Origin of the sequence: Arenimonas sp., from assembly GCF_044348765.1 — a bacterium.
Lineage (GTDB): Bacteria > Pseudomonadota > Gammaproteobacteria > Xanthomonadales > Xanthomonadaceae > Arenimonas.
This window is the reverse complement of the sequence record NZ_JBIKSE010000004.1, coordinates 1-17,817: the sequence shown is the minus strand read 5'-3', so window position 1 is coordinate 17,817 and position 17,817 is coordinate 1. Positions and strand designations below refer to the sequence as shown.

Sequence of the window (17,817 nt, the reverse complement as noted above, 5' to 3'; positions counted from 1 at the left end):
GTATTACTGCAGTTTGGCTTCAGCGTCTTCGGTCAGGAAGCGGTTGACCGCTTCCACATCCGCGACTTCCAGCGTGCCGGCGGCCTGCTTCAGGCGCAGGGTGTTGACCAGATAGTTGTGGCGCGCACGGGAATATTCGCGGGCGGCGGTGAACAGCTGTTGCTGTGCCAACAACACGTCGACGATGGTGCGCGTTCCGACTTCAAGACCCACTTCCCCGGCCTCCAGCGCCGATTTCGCAGACACCACAGCCAGTCGGCGGGCTTCCACTTCGGCTAGGCCGGATTCCAAATTGCGGTCGGCATTGCGGACTTGGCGGGCGATTTGGCGTTTGGTCTGCTCCAGCTGCTCAGCCGCGATGTCGCGGCTGGATACGGTCTGGCGTACCCGCGATTGGGTGGCGCCGCCGGTAAAAATCGGCACCACCAGCGACAGGTTGACGCCGGTCGAGGTCGAATCCTTGGCCGAGAACGGACCGGTATCGCCGTCTTTCAGAGTGTTGTCACTCCAGCTGGCATTGGCATCGAGATAGGGCAGGTGGCCCGAGCGCGCCAGGCGCACATCGTCTTCCGCAGCTTTCAGAGCGTTTTCGCGCGCAATCACATTGGGATTGTTAATCAGCGCATCGTTGACCAGCTCTTCCGTGGCTTTGCGGGACTCGCCGACCGGCTGGAAATCGTTGGGCAGGCCCTTGATGCGTGATTCCGGCAGCGGACCGGTGATTTCAAGCAGGGCTTCGCGCGCATCGATCAGCACATTGCCGGCCAGAATCGTGTTGGCGCGCGAAGAATCGTAACGGGCACGGGCTTCGTGCACATCGGTGATCGGTGCCAGGCCGACTTCCAGACGTTTTTCGGCCTGATCCAGCTGGCGTTTCACCGCACGTTCTTCGGCACGCGATGCGGCCAGGCTGTCGATGGCGGTGAGCACATTGAAGTAGGCTTCAGAAACACGGATGATCAGGCTATCGTTGGCCGAATCCAGTTCCGAATCCGATTGCAGCGCGCGCGCCTTGCTGCCTGAAAGTCGGGCGTAGTTGCCGTAGTTGTAAATGCTCTGGCTCAGGCTGGCGCTGTTCTGCTGCTGGGTGCTCGAGCTGCTGAAGGTGCTGTTGTTGTTCAGCGTACCGTCGGTATCGCTTTTGTTCAGGCCCACGCGGCCGTTGATCTGCGGCAGCAGATTCGAGCGCGACTGCACTACACCTTCTTTCGAGATGGCATTCTGCGATTCGCTGATGGCCAGTGTCGGGTCGCCTTGACGGGCCTGGGTGTAGGATTGGACCAGGTCAACAGCGAAAGCCGGCGAACAACTCAGTGCCAGCGCGGTGGCCAAGGCCAGGGGGGTCGCTTTGAAACGCATGTGGAATTCCTTGATCAAAGGGAAAAGCGGTCGATCGGCTGTGCGCCGACGAGGTAGGGGATATCGGTTTCGAACAGGCTTTCGGTATCGAAGCCCTGTGCGCTGCGGGTCAGGCATACCGCTTCCTGTGCCGGTGACTGGCCGTGGATGATGAACAGGCGGCCGCCGGGACGTAGCCAGTCCAGAAACACCTGCGGCACATCGGTGACGGCGCCGGTGACCGCGATGGCATCGAACTGCTGATCCGGATTGAAGGCCAATGCATCGGCCTGTTCGTAACGGACATTGTTCAGATCAAGTGCGGCCAATCGGTTTTTGGCATCGGCAATGAAATCGGCATGCAGATCGACGCTGACCAGTGAGCGGCACAGGCTGGCTAGACAGGCGGTGATGTAACCGGTGCCGGTGCCGATCTCCAGCACTTCGTCATTCGGCTGCAGCTTCAGGCCCTGCAGCATGCGGCCTTCCAGCACCGGCTTGAACATCGTTTCGCCATAGCCAATCGGCAGCTCGGTGTCTGCAAAGGCGAGGTCACGGTAGGCCGCCGGCACGAAGTTCTCGCGCGGAACCGCCGACATCGCGGCCAGCACTTGCAGATCGACGATGTCCCAGGGGCGGACCTGTTGTTCGATCATGGCGTGGCGGGCATGTTCAACATTCATCGTCATTACGTTCATTCTCCGGCAAGAGCGCCTATTGTAAGGCTTTTGCCTGTGTGCAGAAAGTGATTATCCCCGTTCGCGCCGGGTTGAAAACGTGCCAAAAGTCATCTTGTCAGGCCGTCAGCGGGCGATAGGCGCGCAGGAACAGGGAAACGACTTCCCGTACGTGTTTTTCGCGTTCGGCTTTGGCTGGCGGCGGACAAAGCCCCATCATCACCCGCATGTAGACCAGACCCTTGAGCAGACAGAAAAAATGTTCGGCGGCCAGACGTGGTTCCGCAATCAGCAATGCGCCGCTGCGTGAGGCCTGTTCAAGGAAGCTGCGCATTTCGGAGAGCATGCGTGCCGGGCCGGCGTTGAAAAACAGACCGGCGTGGTCGCCATCGGCGCCCGATTGCTGGATGATCATCCGGTGCAGCGTCAGTGCCTTTTCGTCCATGATCAGGTCAAGGAAGCCATTGCCGATGGCGCGCAGGGCCTGCTCCAGATCGAGGCCGGGCGCGGGCTTGAAGCTGCTGGCCGGAAGTTGCTGCTCGCAGCAGTCGATTACCGATTGCGTGTAAAGATCTTCCTTGTCGACGAAATGGCTGTACAGAGTCAGTTTCGAAACATTCGCTTTTTCGGCGATTTCCATCATGCTGACGCCGGAAAAGCCTTTGGCCGGAAACAGTTCGGCTGCCGCCTGCAAAATGGCTTGGTGTTTTTCCGGATTTTTCGGCCGGCCGAGTTTTTGGGGATTTCGCAGATTCATCACATTAGTGTACCAATTAGTACAATATAATGATAGTATACCAATTAGTACAATAATTCGGACAGCACCATGCGCCACCAATCCTTTCGCCGTTTTGGCTTTGCCACCGCCCTGTTGCTGACCCTGAGCGCCTGTTCCCGCGGCCCGGAGCCCGATTCCAGGCGCTTGGTGCTGGTGACCCAGGCGCAACCGAGCGGCACGGCATCCCAGATCTTTGCCGGCGAAGTCCGTGCCCGCGAGGAAGTCAATCTGTCGTTCCGCGTGGCCGGTAAAATCGCCACCCGTTATGTGGATGCCGGCGTCCGTGTGCAGGCCGGTCAGATTCTGGCGCGTTTGGATGACAGTGACCTTGCGCTGCAAAGCGAGGCCGCCGAGGCCTCGGTGCAGGCCCTGCGCGCTGACCGGGATCTGGCGGCGGCCGAGTTGGCCCGCTACCGCGAACTGGTCGGCAAGCAGCTGGTGTCGCAATCCCTTTTCGACAGCAAGAAAGCCCAGGCCCAGGCGGCGCAGTCGCGTTACCAACAGGCGGTCGCACAATCCAAGGTCAACAGCAACCAGACCGGCTATGCCGTGATCCGTGCACCGGTCAGCGGTGTCATCAGCCAGCGTCTGGCCGAAGCCGGGCAGGTGGTTTCCGCCGGCCAGCCGGTGTTCACGTTCGCCGCCGACGGCGCCCGCGACGTCGCCATCACCGTGGCCGAACAGCATTTGCCGAATCTGCGTGCAGGGCAGCCGGTGAAAGTCGAGTTGTGGACACAGGAAGGCACCGTGTACGACGGCAAAATCCGTGAAATCGGCGCCGCCGCCGATGCCTTGACCCGTACCTATGCTGTGCGGGTAGCACTCGATGATGCCGCAGCGGTGACCCAGCTCGGCCAGAGCGCACGGGTGTACATGGCGGAACGCGGTAATCAGGGCCTCTCGGTGCCCTTGTCGGCCTTGACTGAAAGCAATGGCAAGCCAGCGGTGTGGGTCGTCGGGCGTGACCAACGTCTGCAGAAACGCGGCGTCAGCGTGCGTCGCTACGGTGCCCGCAGCGCTGAGATCACAGCGGGACTGGCGCAGAACGAGTGGATTGTGCAGGCCGGCGTGCATCTGCTGCGCGACGGTGAAAGCGTGCGCGCGGTCGATGCCGACAACCGGCCGGTGCCGATGGGCGGTGCCGCCAAGGCAGCGCAATGAGCGTCAATCTTTCCGCCTGGGCGATCAAGAACCGCACCTTGGTGCGATTTGCCATGCTGGTGCTGGCACTGGTCGGCATTTTCAGCTACCAGAAACTCGGCCAGTCGGAAGATCCGCCGTTTACCTTCAGGGTTATGGTGGTGCAAACGTACTGGCCGGGTGCGACGGCGGCTGAAGTCAGCCAACAGGTGACCGACCGCATTGAAAAGAAATTGCTGGAAACCGGGCAATACGAATTCCTGCGCTCGTATTCCAAGCCCGGCGAGTCGATGGTGATGTTCATGGCCAAAGACGCCATGACCTCCGACCATGTTCCCGAGCTCTGGTATCAGGTGCGCAAGAAGGTCGGAGATATCCGGCATACGCTGCCGCAGGGCGTGCAGGGCCCGTTTTTCAATGACGAATTCGGCGACACCTTCGGCAACATCTATGCGCTCAGTGGCGACGGTTTCGATTACGCCACGCTCAAGAACTACGCCGAGCGCATCGAGCTCGAACTGCACCGTGTTCCGGATGTGGCGAAGGTTGAACTAGTCGGTCTGCAGAACGAAAAAATCTGGATCAATCTGTCCAATACCAAACTGGCCACGCTCGGCCTGTCGATGTATCAGGTACAGCAGGCCATTGACGCCCAGAATGCAGTCAACAGCAGCAGTTTCTTCGAAACCGAGACCGACCGGGTACAATTGCGCGTGAGCGGCGGATTCCAGTCCATCGATGAAATCCGCAATTTCCCGGTACGCGCCAACGGCCGCAATTTCCGGCTCGGCGAAATCGCCGAAGTGTCTCGTGGTTTCGCCGATCCGGCTGCACCGAAAATGCGTTTCCTGGGCAAGCCAGGCATCGGCATTGCGGTCTCGATGCGCAAGGGTGGCGACATCATCGCACTCGGCGAACAGCTGGAAACGGAATTCCAACGCCTGCAGAAAACCCTTCCTTCCGGTATCTTGCTCGAGAAGGTGTCCGACCAACCGGCGGTGGTCAAGCATTCGGTGCGTGAATTCGTCCGCGTCCTGGCCGAGGCGGTGATCATCGTGTTGCTGGTCAGCTTCTTCTCGCTCGGCAAGCGTCCGGGCCTGATAGTGGCTTTGTCGATTCCGTTGGTGCTGGCAATGACCTTCGCCACCATGTACTACTTCGGCATCGGTTTGCATAAGATCTCACTCGGCGCGCTCATCCTCGCGCTTGGCCTTCTGGTTGATGATGCCATCATTGCCGTCGAAATGATGGCCATTAAAATGGAGCAGGGCTTCGACCGGCTTTCGGCGGCGGCGTTCGCCTACACCAGTACCGCCTTCCCGATGTTGACCGGTACCTTAATCACCGCTGCCGGCTTCCTGCCGATCGCCACCGCCAATTCCTCGACTGGGGAATACACGCGCTCGATCTTCCAGGTTGTCACCATTGCCTTGTTGCTGAGCTGGATCGTGGCGGTCATCTTCATTCCCTTCCTGGGCTACCGGCTGCTGCCGGATGCGCATACGGCGGATACGCCATCGGAACGCAAACCGTCCCGGTTCAAAGAGCGTATTTCGCATCTGCTTCCCGCACGGGCACAGGCTTGGTTGGCGGAGTCCGGCGCCACGCATCAAGATCCCTATGGCACACCGTTTTACCACCAACTCAAACAGTGGGTCGGCTGGTGTCTGCAGCACCGGCGCGCGGTGATTCTGGGTACCATCGCCGCCTTCGTGGCTTCGGTGCTGCTGTTCCGGTTCATTCCGCAGCAGTTCTTTCCGTCCTCCACAAGACTCGAACTGATGGTCGATGTGGAACTGGCCGAAGGCGCTTCGCTGAAGGACACCCAGCGCATTACCGAGCGGTTGGAGCGCGAACTGGCCAAGCGTAAGGATCTAGTGAACTACGTCAGCCATATCGGCGCCAGTTCGCCACGTTTCTATCTGCCGCTCGACCAGAAATTGCCACAGGCCAACTTCGCGCAATTCGTCATCCTGACCAAGGACATCGAATCGCGCGAGCGGACACGGACCTGGCTGATCCAGCTCATGCATGAAAAATTCCCGACTGTACAGACCCGGGTATGGCGCCTTGAAAACGGTCCTCCGGTCGGCTATCCGATCCAGTTCCGGGTTTCCGGGGAACACATCGACGAAGTCAAACGCCTTGCCCATGCCGTGGCGAACAAAGTGCGTGCCAATCCGCATGTTGTCAATGTCAATCTGGATTGGGACGAGCCCAGCAAGATCGTGCGTCTGAACATCGACCAGGACCGCGCACGCGCACTCGGCATCACCTCCACTCATCTAGCGGCGTTCCTGCGCGGTTCGCTTTCAGGCACCACGGTCAGCACCTACCGCGAAGGCAATGAGCTGATCGAAATCCTGCTGCGCGGTCCGGACAACGAACGCGCCAACCTCGATCTGCTCGACAGCCTGTCGGTACCGGTTGACTCCGGTGCCAGCGTTCCGCTGTCACAGATCGCCTCGCTCGAGTACACCATGGAAGACGGCATCATCTGGCACCGTAACCGGCTGCCAACCATTACCGTGCGTGCCGATATTTACGATGAGACCGCACCGCCGACGGTGACCGCGCAGATCCTGCCGGAACTGGAAAGCATCCGTGCCGCGCTGCCGAACGGTTATCTGCTGGAGACCGGCGGCACCGTGGAGGACTCCGACCGCGGCTCGAAATCGGTTGCTGCCGGCATACCCTTGTTCCTGCTGGTGGTGATGACCCTGCTGATGCTGCAGCTGAGAAGCTTCCGGCGTGCGTTCATGGTGCTGTTGACCGCTCCACTGGGGCTGATCGGGGTGACCGCTTTCCTGCTGATTTTTCGCGTGCCGTTCGGCTTCGTGGCCATGCTCGGCACCATCGCGCTGTCCGGCATGATCATGCGTAATTCGGTGATTTTGGTCGATCAAATCGATCATGATATCCGGGCCGGTAGCGCGCCGTATGCCGCCATTATCGATGCCACTGTACGCCGTTTTAGACCGATCGTGCTGACTGCATTGGCTGCTGTACTGGCGATGATTCCGCTGTCGCGTAGCGTATTCTTCGGGCCGATGGCGGTGGCGATAATGGGCGGGTTGATTGTGGCGACCGCGCTGACCGTGTTTTTCCTGCCGGCGCTGTATGCCGCCTGGTTCAAGGTCGAATGCGACACGCCCGCGCAATCAGTGCCGTAAAGAATCGGAGCCTGCTGATGCAGAAAGTCGACATTGCCATCAACGATGACCGCCTGATCGCTCATCTTTTTCCTGCGGCAACAGGTTTCCGGCGCGGTCGCAGTGTCATCGTTGGTCCGGCCACGGCGGTGCCGCAGACGTTTTACTACAACTTCTGCAAGTATCTTTCCGGCCACGGATACGACGTGCTTACCTTCGATTTCCGGAGCGTCGGTCAATCGAAACTGCGTCCAATCCGTGACTATGCGGATATCGGATTTTCCTCATGGGCCGAGCAAGATTACCCGGCGGTCATCGACTGGATGCGCGCACGCCATCCGAGCCAGCCGCTGTACATCGTTGGTCACAGTGTCGGCGGTTGGATGCCCGCGTTGACCTATGCCAGTCCGCGCATTGACGGCTTGCTCGGAGTCGCCGCCTTGTCCGCGTATTGGCCCTTGATGGCACGTCCGCATCGTTATTTCCATTGGTTCGCCTGGACGGCCCTGGTGCCGGTAACCACGGCCTTATTCGGATACTGGCCGGGCTGGGCAGGCTTGAGCCATGATCTGCCGGCGAAACTCGGCCGCGAATTCGCCGAATGGGCTCAGCAGGCCGATTTCGTATTCGATGCCCGCCAGTTCGATCCCCGTGGCAATGCTTTGGCGTTCAAAGGCCACCTGCATCTGTACCAGGTCAGTGACGACCCCTGGGGCACCCCGGAAGCGGTGCGCAGCCTGATTGCGCATTATCCGAACGCGCGCAGTGTCGCCATGGAAACCCTGCGTCCTGCGGATTTCGGTGGCCGTGCCATCGGGCATCTGAATTTCTTCCGCAGTATCCATAAAGACACCCTCTGGCCACATGCCCTGAAGCAGCTCGAGGCCTTCGGCGGATAAACGCCGCATAACCAGCGTAGCGGGCGGCATCGCCAATGCCTCCGGCTTTTGCTCTAATAGGCCGAAACTCCGCTGAGGAATACCTTATGTCCACTTCGACTAGCAAAAGCGCCTGGATTCTTGCCGGCGGTATTCTGTTCGGCCTGTTGCTGCTGGGCCTGACTCTCGGTCAGAGCCTGATCCGGTTCAAGGAATACGAACGCACGGTGACGGTCAAAGGCCTGTCGGAGCGCAATGTGCCGGCAGATACCGCGCTGTGGCCGGTGACCTTCGCCGCCAGCGGTAACGAGCTTTCCGCGGTGTATACGCAGCTGGAGAAAGACAGCGGCAAGGTCCGTCAGTTCCTTCTCGACAAGGGGTTCAGGGCGGAGGAGATCACGCTGTCGGCGCCGAACGTGAATGACAAGGGCCAGTACGCCGACGACAACCGCGGTGGCTTGCGCTATTACGCGACGCAGACCGCCACGGTGTACACCAAGAACATCGATTTGGTACGCGCGATGAACACCCAGATCGCCGAGCTCGGCAAGCAGGGCGTCGGTGTCGGCGGCGGCTATCAGTCCACCGATTATCAATTCTCCGGACTGAATGCGCTCAAACCGCAGATGATTGAAGAAGCGACTCGCAATGCTCGCCAGGTTGCCCAAAAATTCGCGGAAGACTCCAACAGCAAGCTCGGCAAGATCAAATCAGCCAGCCAGGGTCAGTTCAGCCTGGAGGCGCGCGATGCCAATACCCCACATATCAAGGCCGTGCGGGTGGTGGCAACGGTCGAGTATTACCTCTCGGATTGAGCCGTTCAGGTGCGAACCCGTCGATTGTGGGACAATAGTCATCAATTCATCCAGAGTACGCCGTCATGAGAAAAGCCCGCGCCCGTCGCCGCGCTGCCCGCCTGAAAGGCCGGTAAGCCCAAGAAACCCGCCGAATGGCGGGTTTTTTATGGTCTAATACGCACTCAAGCAGGGGTGCCGGACGGCTGAGACATACCCTTAGAACCTGATGCGGTTAACACCGCCGGAGGGAGCTTCGGACTCGATCATCGGGCCGCCTGCGTTCATTGCCCGAGGATTTCCATGAACGCGCTACTCAATCCGCTGCAGCAGCAGGCCCAGACCCTTTCCGAATCGGTAACCGCGCCGATTCCCGGCTCCCGCAAAATCCAAGTCGAAGGCTCACGCCCGGACATCCGCGTGCCGATGCGCGAAATCGCGCTGTCGCCGACGCCGAAGCTGTTCGGTGAAGATATCAACCATCCGTTCTGCGTATACGACACCTCCGGTCCGTACACCGATGCCGGTATTGCCATCAATCTGCTCGCCGGCTTGGCGCCGGTGCGCTCGGCCTGGATTGCCGAGCGCGGCGACAGCGAAATCCTGGGCGGTCTGAGTTCCGAGTTCGGCCGCTCCCGCGAACGCGACGCCGCGCTCGACGGCGTGCGTTTCGGCAACCGGCCACTGCCGCGGCGAGCGCTGGCCGGCGGCAATGTCAGCCAGATGCATTACGCCCGCCGGGGCATCATCACCCCGGAAATGGAATACATCGCCATCCGCGAAAACCAGCGTATCGATTCCATCAGCGACGCGCATCTGCTGCGCCAGCACCGGGGCGAGAATTTCGGCGCCAGCATTCCGCAGAAGATCACCCCCGAGTTCGTACGCAGTGAAGTGGCGCGTGGCCGTGCGGTGATTCCGGCCAACATCAACCATCCGGAATTGGAGCCGATGATCATCGGCCGCAATTTCCTGACCAAGGTCAATGCCAACATCGGCAATTCGGCGGTGTCTTCCGGCATTGCCGAAGAAGTGGAAAAGCTGGTCTGGTCGATCCGCTGGGGCGCGGACACGGTGATGGATCTGTCGACCGGCAAGAACATCCACGAAACCCGCGAGTGGATCCTGCGTAATTCGCCGGTACCGATCGGTACCGTCCCGATCTACCAGGCGCTGGAGAAAGTCGACGGCCGTGCCGAGGAACTGACCTGGGACATCTTCCGCGACACCTTGATCGAGCAGGCCGAGCAGGGCGTGGATTACTTCACTATTCACGCCGGCGTATTGCTGCGCTATGTGCCGATGACCGCCAAGCGCGTCACCGGCATCGTCTCGCGCGGCGGTTCGATCATGGCAAAGTGGTGCCTGGCGCATCACAAGGAAAATTTCCTGTACACGCATTTCGAAGACATCTGCGAAATCATGAAAGCCTACGACGTCAGCTTCTCGCTCGGCGATGGCCTGCGTCCGGGCTCGATCGCCGACGCCAATGACGAGGCCCAGTTCGGTGAGTTGGAGACGCTCGGCGAGCTGACCCAGATTGCCTGGAAGAACGATGTGCAGACCATCATCGAAGGCCCAGGCCATGTGCCCATGCACCTGATCAAGGAAAACATGGACAAGCAGCTGCGCGAGTGCGGCGAAGCGCCGTTCTACACACTCGGCCCGCTGACCACCGACATCGCGCCGGGCTACGACCACATCACCAGCGCCATCGGCGCGGCCATGATCGGTTGGTACGGCACCGCCATGCTCTGCTATGTGACTCCGAAGGAACATCTCGGCCTGCCCAACAAGCAGGACGTGCGCGAAGGCCTGATGGCCTACAAGATCGCTGCGCACGCCGCCGATCTGGCCAAAGGCCATCCAGGCGCACAGGCGCGCGATAACGCACTGAGCAAAGCCCGTTTCGAATTCCGCTGGGAGGACCAGTTCAATCTCGGTCTGGATCCGGAACGTGCGCGCGAATACCATGATGAAACCATGCCCAAACAGGCGCACAAGGTCGCGCACTTCTGCTCGATGTGCGGGCCGCACTTCTGTTCGATGAAGATCAGCCAAGACGTGCGCGAGTTCGCCGACCAGCAGGATGTGGCCAAAGGCATGGCCGAGAAATCCCAGGAATTCCTGGCACAGGGTGCCGAGGTCTACCGGCCGGAATAGCCTTTATTGCCTGACTGGCGCGGCCTGCAGCGAAACCCACTTGCTGCCGCTGTCCAGTGCTTGCGTGCCGATTTCGCTGAAACCAAACCGGTCATGGAAGCGCCGCGACGGCTCGTTCGGTGGTTCGATATTGTATTCGCAGGTCAGCACCGGAACGCCCTGCGCACGTGCATGTTCGAACAGCGCCTCGTACAGGCGGGTGCCGAGTTTCAGTCCGGCATGTTCCGGTGCGATGACAATCCGGTCGATGTATAGAAATACCGGATACCGTGCAGCGAAGAAATCATAATTGGGATTGGCGTAGCCGGCGCGTTCGCGCATGGCCAGCAGAAAGCCGACGACGGTGCCGTCAACGGTAATAACCCAGTTGCAATTTGCCATCGTCTGCAATTCCTTCAGCCGCAAAGCATCCATCGCACTGGTGTGCTGCACGGCGGCGGCATTGAGTTCGACGATCCGCTCGAAGTCGCCTTGCGATATATCGCGGATGGCAATTCTATACATCATTGGGTCCGTCGTAAACCGAGGGTTTCTTTGGTAGACCGGGGGCTGTAGGTGAACCATTCAAAATCGGCATAATTATCTGACTTCAATCCGTTGGATGTTGCGTACAGACCGATAAAAACACCGGTGTAGTTGAAGCCGCGAAGCACAGCAGGAGAGAGTGTCGAGCCATCGATTACTGGACCTGTCGCCAACCATGACTTGCCATCCAATGAAAAATAAAATTGGTAAGCAAGTGCATTGCCAGTGACCTTTAGGAAAACTTTTGTTTCCGATATGGCCTGTTCCGATAAAATAGTCGGCCCGGCCTCGGTCATTTGAGAGACGCGGATGACATTTTTCCCGCTTACCGATTTGGCCAAAGTCATCGCATATGCCGCATTGTCTTTTTGAACGATGGCAAGGCCGGCTTCTTCATGATGTTCCGGTGAAAAGGCCATTACAGTGCTGGATTCGAACTGGAAATGGCGTTGTCGAATGCCGACAAAACTGTATTGAGTACGTTCGGCAAAAGCACCCGGTTGTGGAAACAGCCTTAGTTCGCCTGTATTGTCCCGAAGGTTGTGGAAAGGACGGATTGGTGCACGCCGGAACGTCCATTCGGGATTCAACGCCGTGGTATTGAATTCATCCCTGAATTCGGCAGGGGCTGCCTGGGGTAGGGCGGGAAAAGGCAATGGAAAATGAGATTCCACTTTGCCGCTATCCGGGCTGAACACCGGAAAGGTCTGCTTGTTTTCTTTCCACCATTCGCGCTCGCTTTCCCAGAGGACCGGCACCAGAAACGTCTCTCTCCCCAGAATGCCATGTCTGCCATCCAGTAGCCGCCAGCCCAACGCCACCGCATACCACCGACCATCATCGAGTTCAACCAGATCGGCATGTCCAATCCCGGTAATCGGATGGTCGTAGCTGAGGTTGCGGTGCGTGAGAACCGGGTTTCGTGGGTTGTTTTTGTAGGGGCCGGTGATGGTATCGGCCACTGAGATGGAAACGGCATGTTCATAGGATGTGCCACCCTCAGCGATCAGAAGATAATATCGTCCATTCCGTTTGTAGATATGCGGACCTTCTGCCCAGACGCCCTGGCAGCAGCCGCGTCCGATGAAATGTCTGGGGCCTTTCAGGACAAAACGCTTTAGGTCAAGCTCCTGCAACCAAATCTCAGCCTGTCCATCGAATTCGGGATCCGGAGGAATCCAGTTTGCCGTATACCAGACACGACCGTCATCATCGAAGAACAGCGAGGGATCGATGCCAACGGCATCGGTAATGATTTTCGGTGCGGACCATGGTCCTTCAGGGTTTCTTGCCGTGACGATGAAACTGGCCATCTTCCCATCAACGATGCGGGTAGTGACGACATAGAAAGTACCTTGATGGTAACGGATAGTTGCTGCCTGCACGCCGCCGCTGGATTCAACCATGTGGAGGCCGGAAACATTGGGATCTGAAAGCGCATGTCCTATCAAAGTCCAATTTACCAAGTCGCGGCTTTTGTAAATGGGAAGCGCCGGAAAGTATTCAAAGCTGGAGCTGACTAGATAGAAGTCCTGACCAACACGGACGATCGAAGGATCTGGCGCGAAACCCGGTATTACGGGGTTGCTGAATTTCCCGGAAGCTGCTGCATACTCATGACCGGCTGGCATTGCAAATGCCAGACCAGAGGCGAGAGACATAAGTAAAGCCAGAAAAGGGCTTTTCATTGACGGCATGCCGAACTCCGGTTTGTAAAGTTGAAGAGGAATCAAAATTTCTGAAAGGAGCTCATGGCAGTTGCAGCAGCGCGACCGGTGACCTTCCGCTTGCAGCGCAGATCAGACCAAGCACGCGTGCCGGCTCGCTGCCCAGCCAATCCCAGTGGAAACGCCAAGTCCAGTTATGCGCACCGATGGTGCCGGGCACATTCATCCGGTGCGCACCGTCCAGACCGAGCACGTCTTGTAGTGGAAATACTGCGATGTCCGCCACTGAATTGCAGCAGGCGCGGATCATTGCCCAATGCACATCGCCGGCATCGGTGGCCAGATAACTGCCGGCATAAACGCGTTCACGTTCGCTGGCCGAATCCCACCAACCGCGCACGGTGTCGTTGTCGTGAGTACCCGTATAGGCCACGAAATTCCGGCTCCAGTTGTGCGGCAGGAAATCATCGGTACCGTCGGTACCGAAGCCGAACTGCAATATTTTCATGCCAGGGAAGGCGAAGCCATCACGCAGCGCGATGACGTCTTCAGTAATCAGTCCGAGGTCCTCGGCGACAATCGGAAGCCGGCCAAGCATACGCTCGATGGCTTCAAACAAGGCCTTGCCTGGGCCAGGAACCCATCGGCCTTCTTCGGCGGTCGGACAGCTCGCAGGAATTTCATAATAGCCGGCGAAGCCACGGAAGTGGTCGATCCGGAACACATCGGCTTGATTCAAGGCCCGTTTCAGTCGGGCGCTCCACCAGGCGTAATCTTCTTCCGCCATTTTATCCCAGCGGTACAGCGGGTTGCCCCAGCGTTGCCCGGTCGGTGCCATTGCATCCGGCGGGCAACCGGCGACCACGGTAGGCTGGAAATGTTCATCAAGTGTATACAGGTCCGGACGCGACCAGCAGTCGGCGCTATGGTGGGCGATAAATATCGGTAGATCGCCCATGATGGCGATACCTTTTCCGTTGGCATACTGCTTTAGCGCGGCCAGCTGGGTGTCGAAGCACCACTGCACAAACGCCCAGAATGCGATTTCATCCTGCAGACGCGTTCGTGCGTCGGCCAGAGCGGAGGTTTCGCGACGGCACAATGCCTCCGGCCAGTGCCACCAGGCCTTGCCGGCGTTTTCGGTTTCCAGGGCCATGAACAGCGCGTAATCATCCAGCCAGGACGCTTCGCGGCTGCGCCATGCGGAAAACGCGGCCTGTTCGCCAGCATTGTTCTTGGCCACAAAGCCGGCAAATGCGGCGCGCAGCTGGATCAGCCGCCAAGGCACCACCTTTGCGAAATCCACGCGCAATGCGTTGAATCCATCCTTCGGCATTTCCGGTTTGCCCAGCCAGCCGGCCATCAGCAGCGGCTCAAGCGCCACCATCAAGGGCGATCCGGCAAAGGCCGACACGCTCTGGTACGGCGAGTCGCCGGGTCCGATTGGCGTGGTCGGCAGCCACTGCCAGATCTTCTGTCCGGCCGATGCCAGCCAGTCGACGAATCGGAATGCATCCGGTCCGAAGTCGCCGATGCCGTTTGGGCCGGGCAGTGAAGTGACATGCAGCAGCACACCGGCTTGGCGTTGTTGCAGATCGATCATGGATGAAACTCCTGTGCAATTTGGGCGCGCGCGAGAATCAGCAGAGAGTGCGCGGGAACGTTGATATGATAAATCGGTTCGTGCGAGGCCGCTGCTTCCGGTGCGGTGGTATCCAGCACGATCCGCCACGGACCATGCGCGAGAGCGACCTCGCGGTCGGCGTTCTGCGGGTTGAACACTACGCAGGAATCCGGCACCGCCTCCGCGCTGTCCTGCACCTGGCAGGCGAACACGCTGTCGCTGCGGTCGTGCCAGTCGGCAATGGCCATGCGTTCGCCGGCTGCGGTATACCAGTGCAACTGCGGTGTGCTGCCAGTGTCGCCTTCGTCGGCGAACCAGCGCGGATGGCGCAGCAGCGGATTGATGCGGCGAAGCGCCGCCAGCTTCGAAACCAGCAGGGCCGTGCCCGGATCGCGGTCGCCGGCGGACCAATCCAGCCAGCCGGTGGGATTGTCCTGGCAGTAGGCATTGTTGTTGCCGTTCTGCGAGTTGCCAAGTTCATCGCCGGCGCACAGCATCGGTGTGCCCTGTGCCACCATCACCGTCGCCAGCAGGGCGCGCCGAACACGAATGCGTATATCGCGGATGGCGGCATCATGGCTGTCGCCTTCGGCACCGAAGTTGACGCTGATCTCATGGGCATGGCCGTCACGGTTGTCTTCGCCGTTGGCCTGATTTCGTTTCTGGGTGTAACTCACGGCATCCTGCAGCGTGAAGCCGTCATGCGCGGCCACGAAATTGACACTGGCGACCGGCTGCCGGCCACCATGGTGGAACAGGTCGCTCGATCCGGTAACCCGGCGCGCGAATTCACCGCGGCTGACGCCGGTACCCAGCCAGTAGCCGCGCACGGCATCGCGGAAGCGGTCATTCCACTCCAGGAATTTTCCGGGGAAACGGCCAAGCTGATAACCGCCGGGGCCAGTGTCCCAGGGCTCGGCGATCCAATGCACACCGGCCAAAACCGGATCCTGGCGCAATGCCGTGAAAAACGGAGCCGAGGCATCGAAGCCCTGCCGGGTGCGGCCGAGCACCGGTGCCAGATCGAAACGGAAGCCGTCAACACCCATCACTTCGACCCAATAGCGCAGCACATCCATCACGAACTGCGCCACACGCGGATGTACCACGCGCAGGGTGTTGCCGCAGCCACTGTGATTTTCGTAACGGCTGCGGTCATCCGGCACCAACATATACCAGCTGGCATTATCGAGGCCGCGGAAACTTAAGGTCGGGCCGTCGGCACCGCCTTCTGCAGTGTGATTGAACACCACATCAATGACCACTTCCAGACCATGCGCATGCAGGGTGTGTACCATCTGCCGGAATTCTTCGCGCTGCGTCTCCGGCGTTCTAGCCGCACACAGACGCGGATCCGGACAGAAAAAACCGATCGGATTGTATCCCCAGTAGTTGATCAGGCCTTTTTCGGTCAGATGCCGCTCGCTGAGTGCGTACTGCACCGGCAGCAGAGACAGTGTGGTGACTCCAAGCTTTTTGAAATGTGCGATGGCCGCCGGATGCGCGAGCGCCGCGAAACTGCCACGCAGTTCCTCCGGAATACCCGGCAGCTGCATGCTGAAACCTTTGGCATGCAGTTCGTACAGCACCACGTCGGCCGCGGCATGGCGCGGCCGGTTGCCGCTGCCCGGTCCCGGCCCTGGATCGGCCAGCACACGGCTTTTCAGTGAACTGGCGCCGTTGTCGCAGGCGTCGGCTCGGCGGTCGCCTTCCGGGTGATCACGCAGACAGCCATGGTGTTGGTCCTGCCAGTCGAAATGGCCTTCGATGGCGCGCGTATAAGGATCAAGCAGCAGTTTGTTGGCATTGAAACGCCTTCCGTTTTCCGGCCGGTATTCGCCGTGCGCGCGGTAGCCGTAATACAGTCCTGCCGTGGCGCCGTCAAGAAAACCATGAAAGATGCCGTCGTCCGGACCGTGTAAACGGTAGCGTTTCAGTTCGGTGGCGCCATCATCGGCATACAGACAGAGCTCGATGGCTTCGGCACGCTGCGAAAAGACCGCGAAGTTGACGCCGCTTTCGCCGGCATGCGCGCCCAGTGGCGCATCCCGTCCCGGCTCCAGACATTCGGGCAGAACAGTCATGATGACGGTACCAGAAACACAGTGGACAGCGGTGGCAAGCTTACGGCCAGCGAATTGGCATGGCCGTCGGCGGCTAGGACCTCGCTTTGCAGCACGGCACCGGTATTGCCCACATCGCTGCCGCCGTAATGGCGCGAATCGGTATTCAGGGCCTCCTGCCAACGCGAGCTCAAGCCTTCCGGAAGACCAATGCGGTAACTCGGACGCGGCACCGGCGTCATGTTGGAGAGCACGATGACATGATTTCCGCAGCCATCATCGCGCAGCCAGGACAGTACCGAATTATCGGCATCACCGCCATTGAGCCATCGGAAGCCTTCGGGCTCGCAGTCTTTGGTGTGCAGAGCCGGCTGTTCGCGGTACAGCATATTGAGATCGCGGATTAGTCGCTGGATGCCGGCATGACGCGCATCCTCCAGCAGCGACCAGGGCAGGGCTTGGTCATGCCGCCATTCGGTCGGCTGTGCGAATTCCTGACCCATGAATAGCAGCTTTTTGCCCGGATGGCCCCACATGAAACCGTAATATGCACGCAGATTGGCAAAGCGCTGCCAGTCATCGCCCGGCATCTTGGCCAGCAGTGAACCCTTGCCGTGGACCACTTCGTCATGCGAAAGCGGAAGTATGAAATTCTCGCTGAAGGCATACACCAGACTGAAGGTGATTTTGTCGTGATGCCAACGCCGGTGTACCGGATCTTCATGCATGTACTGCAGGGAATCATTCATCCAGCCCATATTCCATTTGAAATGGAAACCCAGACCGCCGGCAGGCACAGGCGCGGTCACGCCCGGGAATGCGGTCGATTCCTCGGCCATGGTGATGGCGCCGGGATTGCCACCGATTTCGGTATTGATGCGCTGGAACAGGGATATCGCTTCCAGATTCTCACGGCCACCAAAGGCATTCGGCAGCCACTCGCCGGACTTGCGTGAATAGTCGCGGTAAAGCATTGAGGCGACCGCATCGACACGCAGACCATCGACGCCCCAGCGCT

The 17,817-nt window shown here is 59.5% G+C and carries 13 protein-coding genes and 1 riboswitch; of the genes, 5 read left to right on the top strand and 8 right to left on the bottom strand.

From position 1 onward, the window contains the following. Positions 1-3 precede the first annotated feature (3 nt). The 3 genes from ACIQ0Q_RS01425 to ACIQ0Q_RS01415 all read right to left on the bottom strand — a co-directional run bounded on the left by ACIQ0Q_RS01425 (position 4) and on the right by ACIQ0Q_RS01415 (position 2,772). Complete coding sequence (locus ACIQ0Q_RS01425) at positions 4-1,359, bottom strand: TolC family outer membrane protein (protein ID WP_395771162.1); 1,356 nt, start codon at positions 1,357-1,359, stop codon at positions 4-6. Positions 1,360-1,373: 14 nt separating this feature from the next. Continuing rightward, on the bottom strand, positions 1,374-2,027 hold the full coding sequence (locus ACIQ0Q_RS01420; RefSeq protein ID WP_395771161.1) for a protein-L-isoaspartate O-methyltransferase: 654 nt from the start codon (positions 2,025-2,027) through the stop codon (positions 1,374-1,376). A 106-nt stretch (positions 2,028-2,133) separates the two neighbouring features. Further along, positions 2,134-2,772 (bottom strand): TetR/AcrR family transcriptional regulator, encoded by a 639-nt coding sequence (locus ACIQ0Q_RS01415; protein WP_395771206.1) that lies wholly within the window; start codon positions 2,770-2,772, stop codon positions 2,134-2,136. 69 nt (positions 2,773-2,841) lie between these two features. On the opposite strand from ACIQ0Q_RS01415, the gene ACIQ0Q_RS01410 reads away from it, so the two are divergent. The 5 genes from ACIQ0Q_RS01410 to thiC all read left to right on the top strand — a co-directional run bounded on the left by ACIQ0Q_RS01410 (position 2,842) and on the right by thiC (position 10,920). Beyond that, positions 2,842-3,954 carry an efflux RND transporter periplasmic adaptor subunit gene (locus tag ACIQ0Q_RS01410; protein WP_395771160.1) on the top strand — a complete coding sequence of 371 codons (1,113 nt, stop codon included), beginning with the start codon at positions 2,842-2,844 and terminating at the stop codon, positions 3,952-3,954. Further along, entirely contained in the window at positions 3,951-7,106 is a 3,156-nt protein-coding gene (locus ACIQ0Q_RS01405) for an efflux RND transporter permease subunit (protein ID WP_395771159.1), read from the top strand. The genes ACIQ0Q_RS01410 and ACIQ0Q_RS01405 overlap by 4 nt, the downstream gene beginning before the upstream one ends. Positions 7,107-7,123: 17 nt before the next feature. After that, complete coding sequence (locus tag ACIQ0Q_RS01400) at positions 7,124-7,984, top strand: alpha/beta fold hydrolase (protein ID WP_395771158.1); 861 nt, start codon at positions 7,124-7,126, stop codon at positions 7,982-7,984. 86 nt (positions 7,985-8,070) lie between these two features. Continuing rightward, complete coding sequence (locus ACIQ0Q_RS01395) at positions 8,071-8,778, top strand: SIMPL domain-containing protein (RefSeq protein ID WP_395771157.1); 708 nt, start codon at positions 8,071-8,073, stop codon at positions 8,776-8,778. 160 nt (positions 8,779-8,938) lie between these two features. Then, positions 8,939-9,027: riboswitch (TPP riboswitch) on the top strand. A gap of 33 nt (positions 9,028-9,060) precedes the next feature. After that, on the top strand, positions 9,061-10,920 hold the full coding sequence (gene thiC, locus ACIQ0Q_RS01390; protein WP_395771156.1) for a phosphomethylpyrimidine synthase ThiC: 1,860 nt from the start codon (positions 9,061-9,063) through the stop codon (positions 10,918-10,920). A gap of 3 nt (positions 10,921-10,923) precedes the next feature. Here the strand turns inward: thiC and ACIQ0Q_RS01385 are convergent, their stop codons facing one another. The 5 genes from ACIQ0Q_RS01385 to ACIQ0Q_RS01365 form a co-directional block, all read right to left on the bottom strand. Next, entirely contained in the window at positions 10,924-11,427 is a 504-nt protein-coding gene (locus tag ACIQ0Q_RS01385; protein WP_395771155.1) for a GNAT family N-acetyltransferase, read from the bottom strand. Further along, positions 11,424-13,142 (bottom strand): glycoside hydrolase family 43 protein, encoded by a 1,719-nt coding sequence (locus ACIQ0Q_RS01380; protein WP_395771154.1) that lies wholly within the window; start codon positions 13,140-13,142, stop codon positions 11,424-11,426. The genes ACIQ0Q_RS01385 and ACIQ0Q_RS01380 overlap by 4 nt, the downstream gene beginning before the upstream one ends. A 52-nt stretch (positions 13,143-13,194) precedes the next feature. Further along, on the bottom strand, positions 13,195-14,715 hold the full coding sequence (gene malQ / locus ACIQ0Q_RS01375; protein ID WP_395771153.1) for a 4-alpha-glucanotransferase: 1,521 nt from the start codon (positions 14,713-14,715) through the stop codon (positions 13,195-13,197). Then, positions 14,712-16,820 (bottom strand): glycogen debranching protein GlgX, encoded by a 2,109-nt coding sequence (gene glgX, locus ACIQ0Q_RS01370; protein WP_395771152.1) that lies wholly within the window; start codon positions 16,818-16,820, stop codon positions 14,712-14,714. The genes malQ and glgX overlap by 4 nt, the downstream gene beginning before the upstream one ends. Next, the coding region (locus tag ACIQ0Q_RS01365) for an alpha amylase C-terminal domain-containing protein (RefSeq protein WP_395771151.1) at positions 16,817-17,817 on the bottom strand (1,001 nt) is incomplete at its 5' end. The genes ACIQ0Q_RS01365 and glgX, both read right to left, overlap by 4 nt.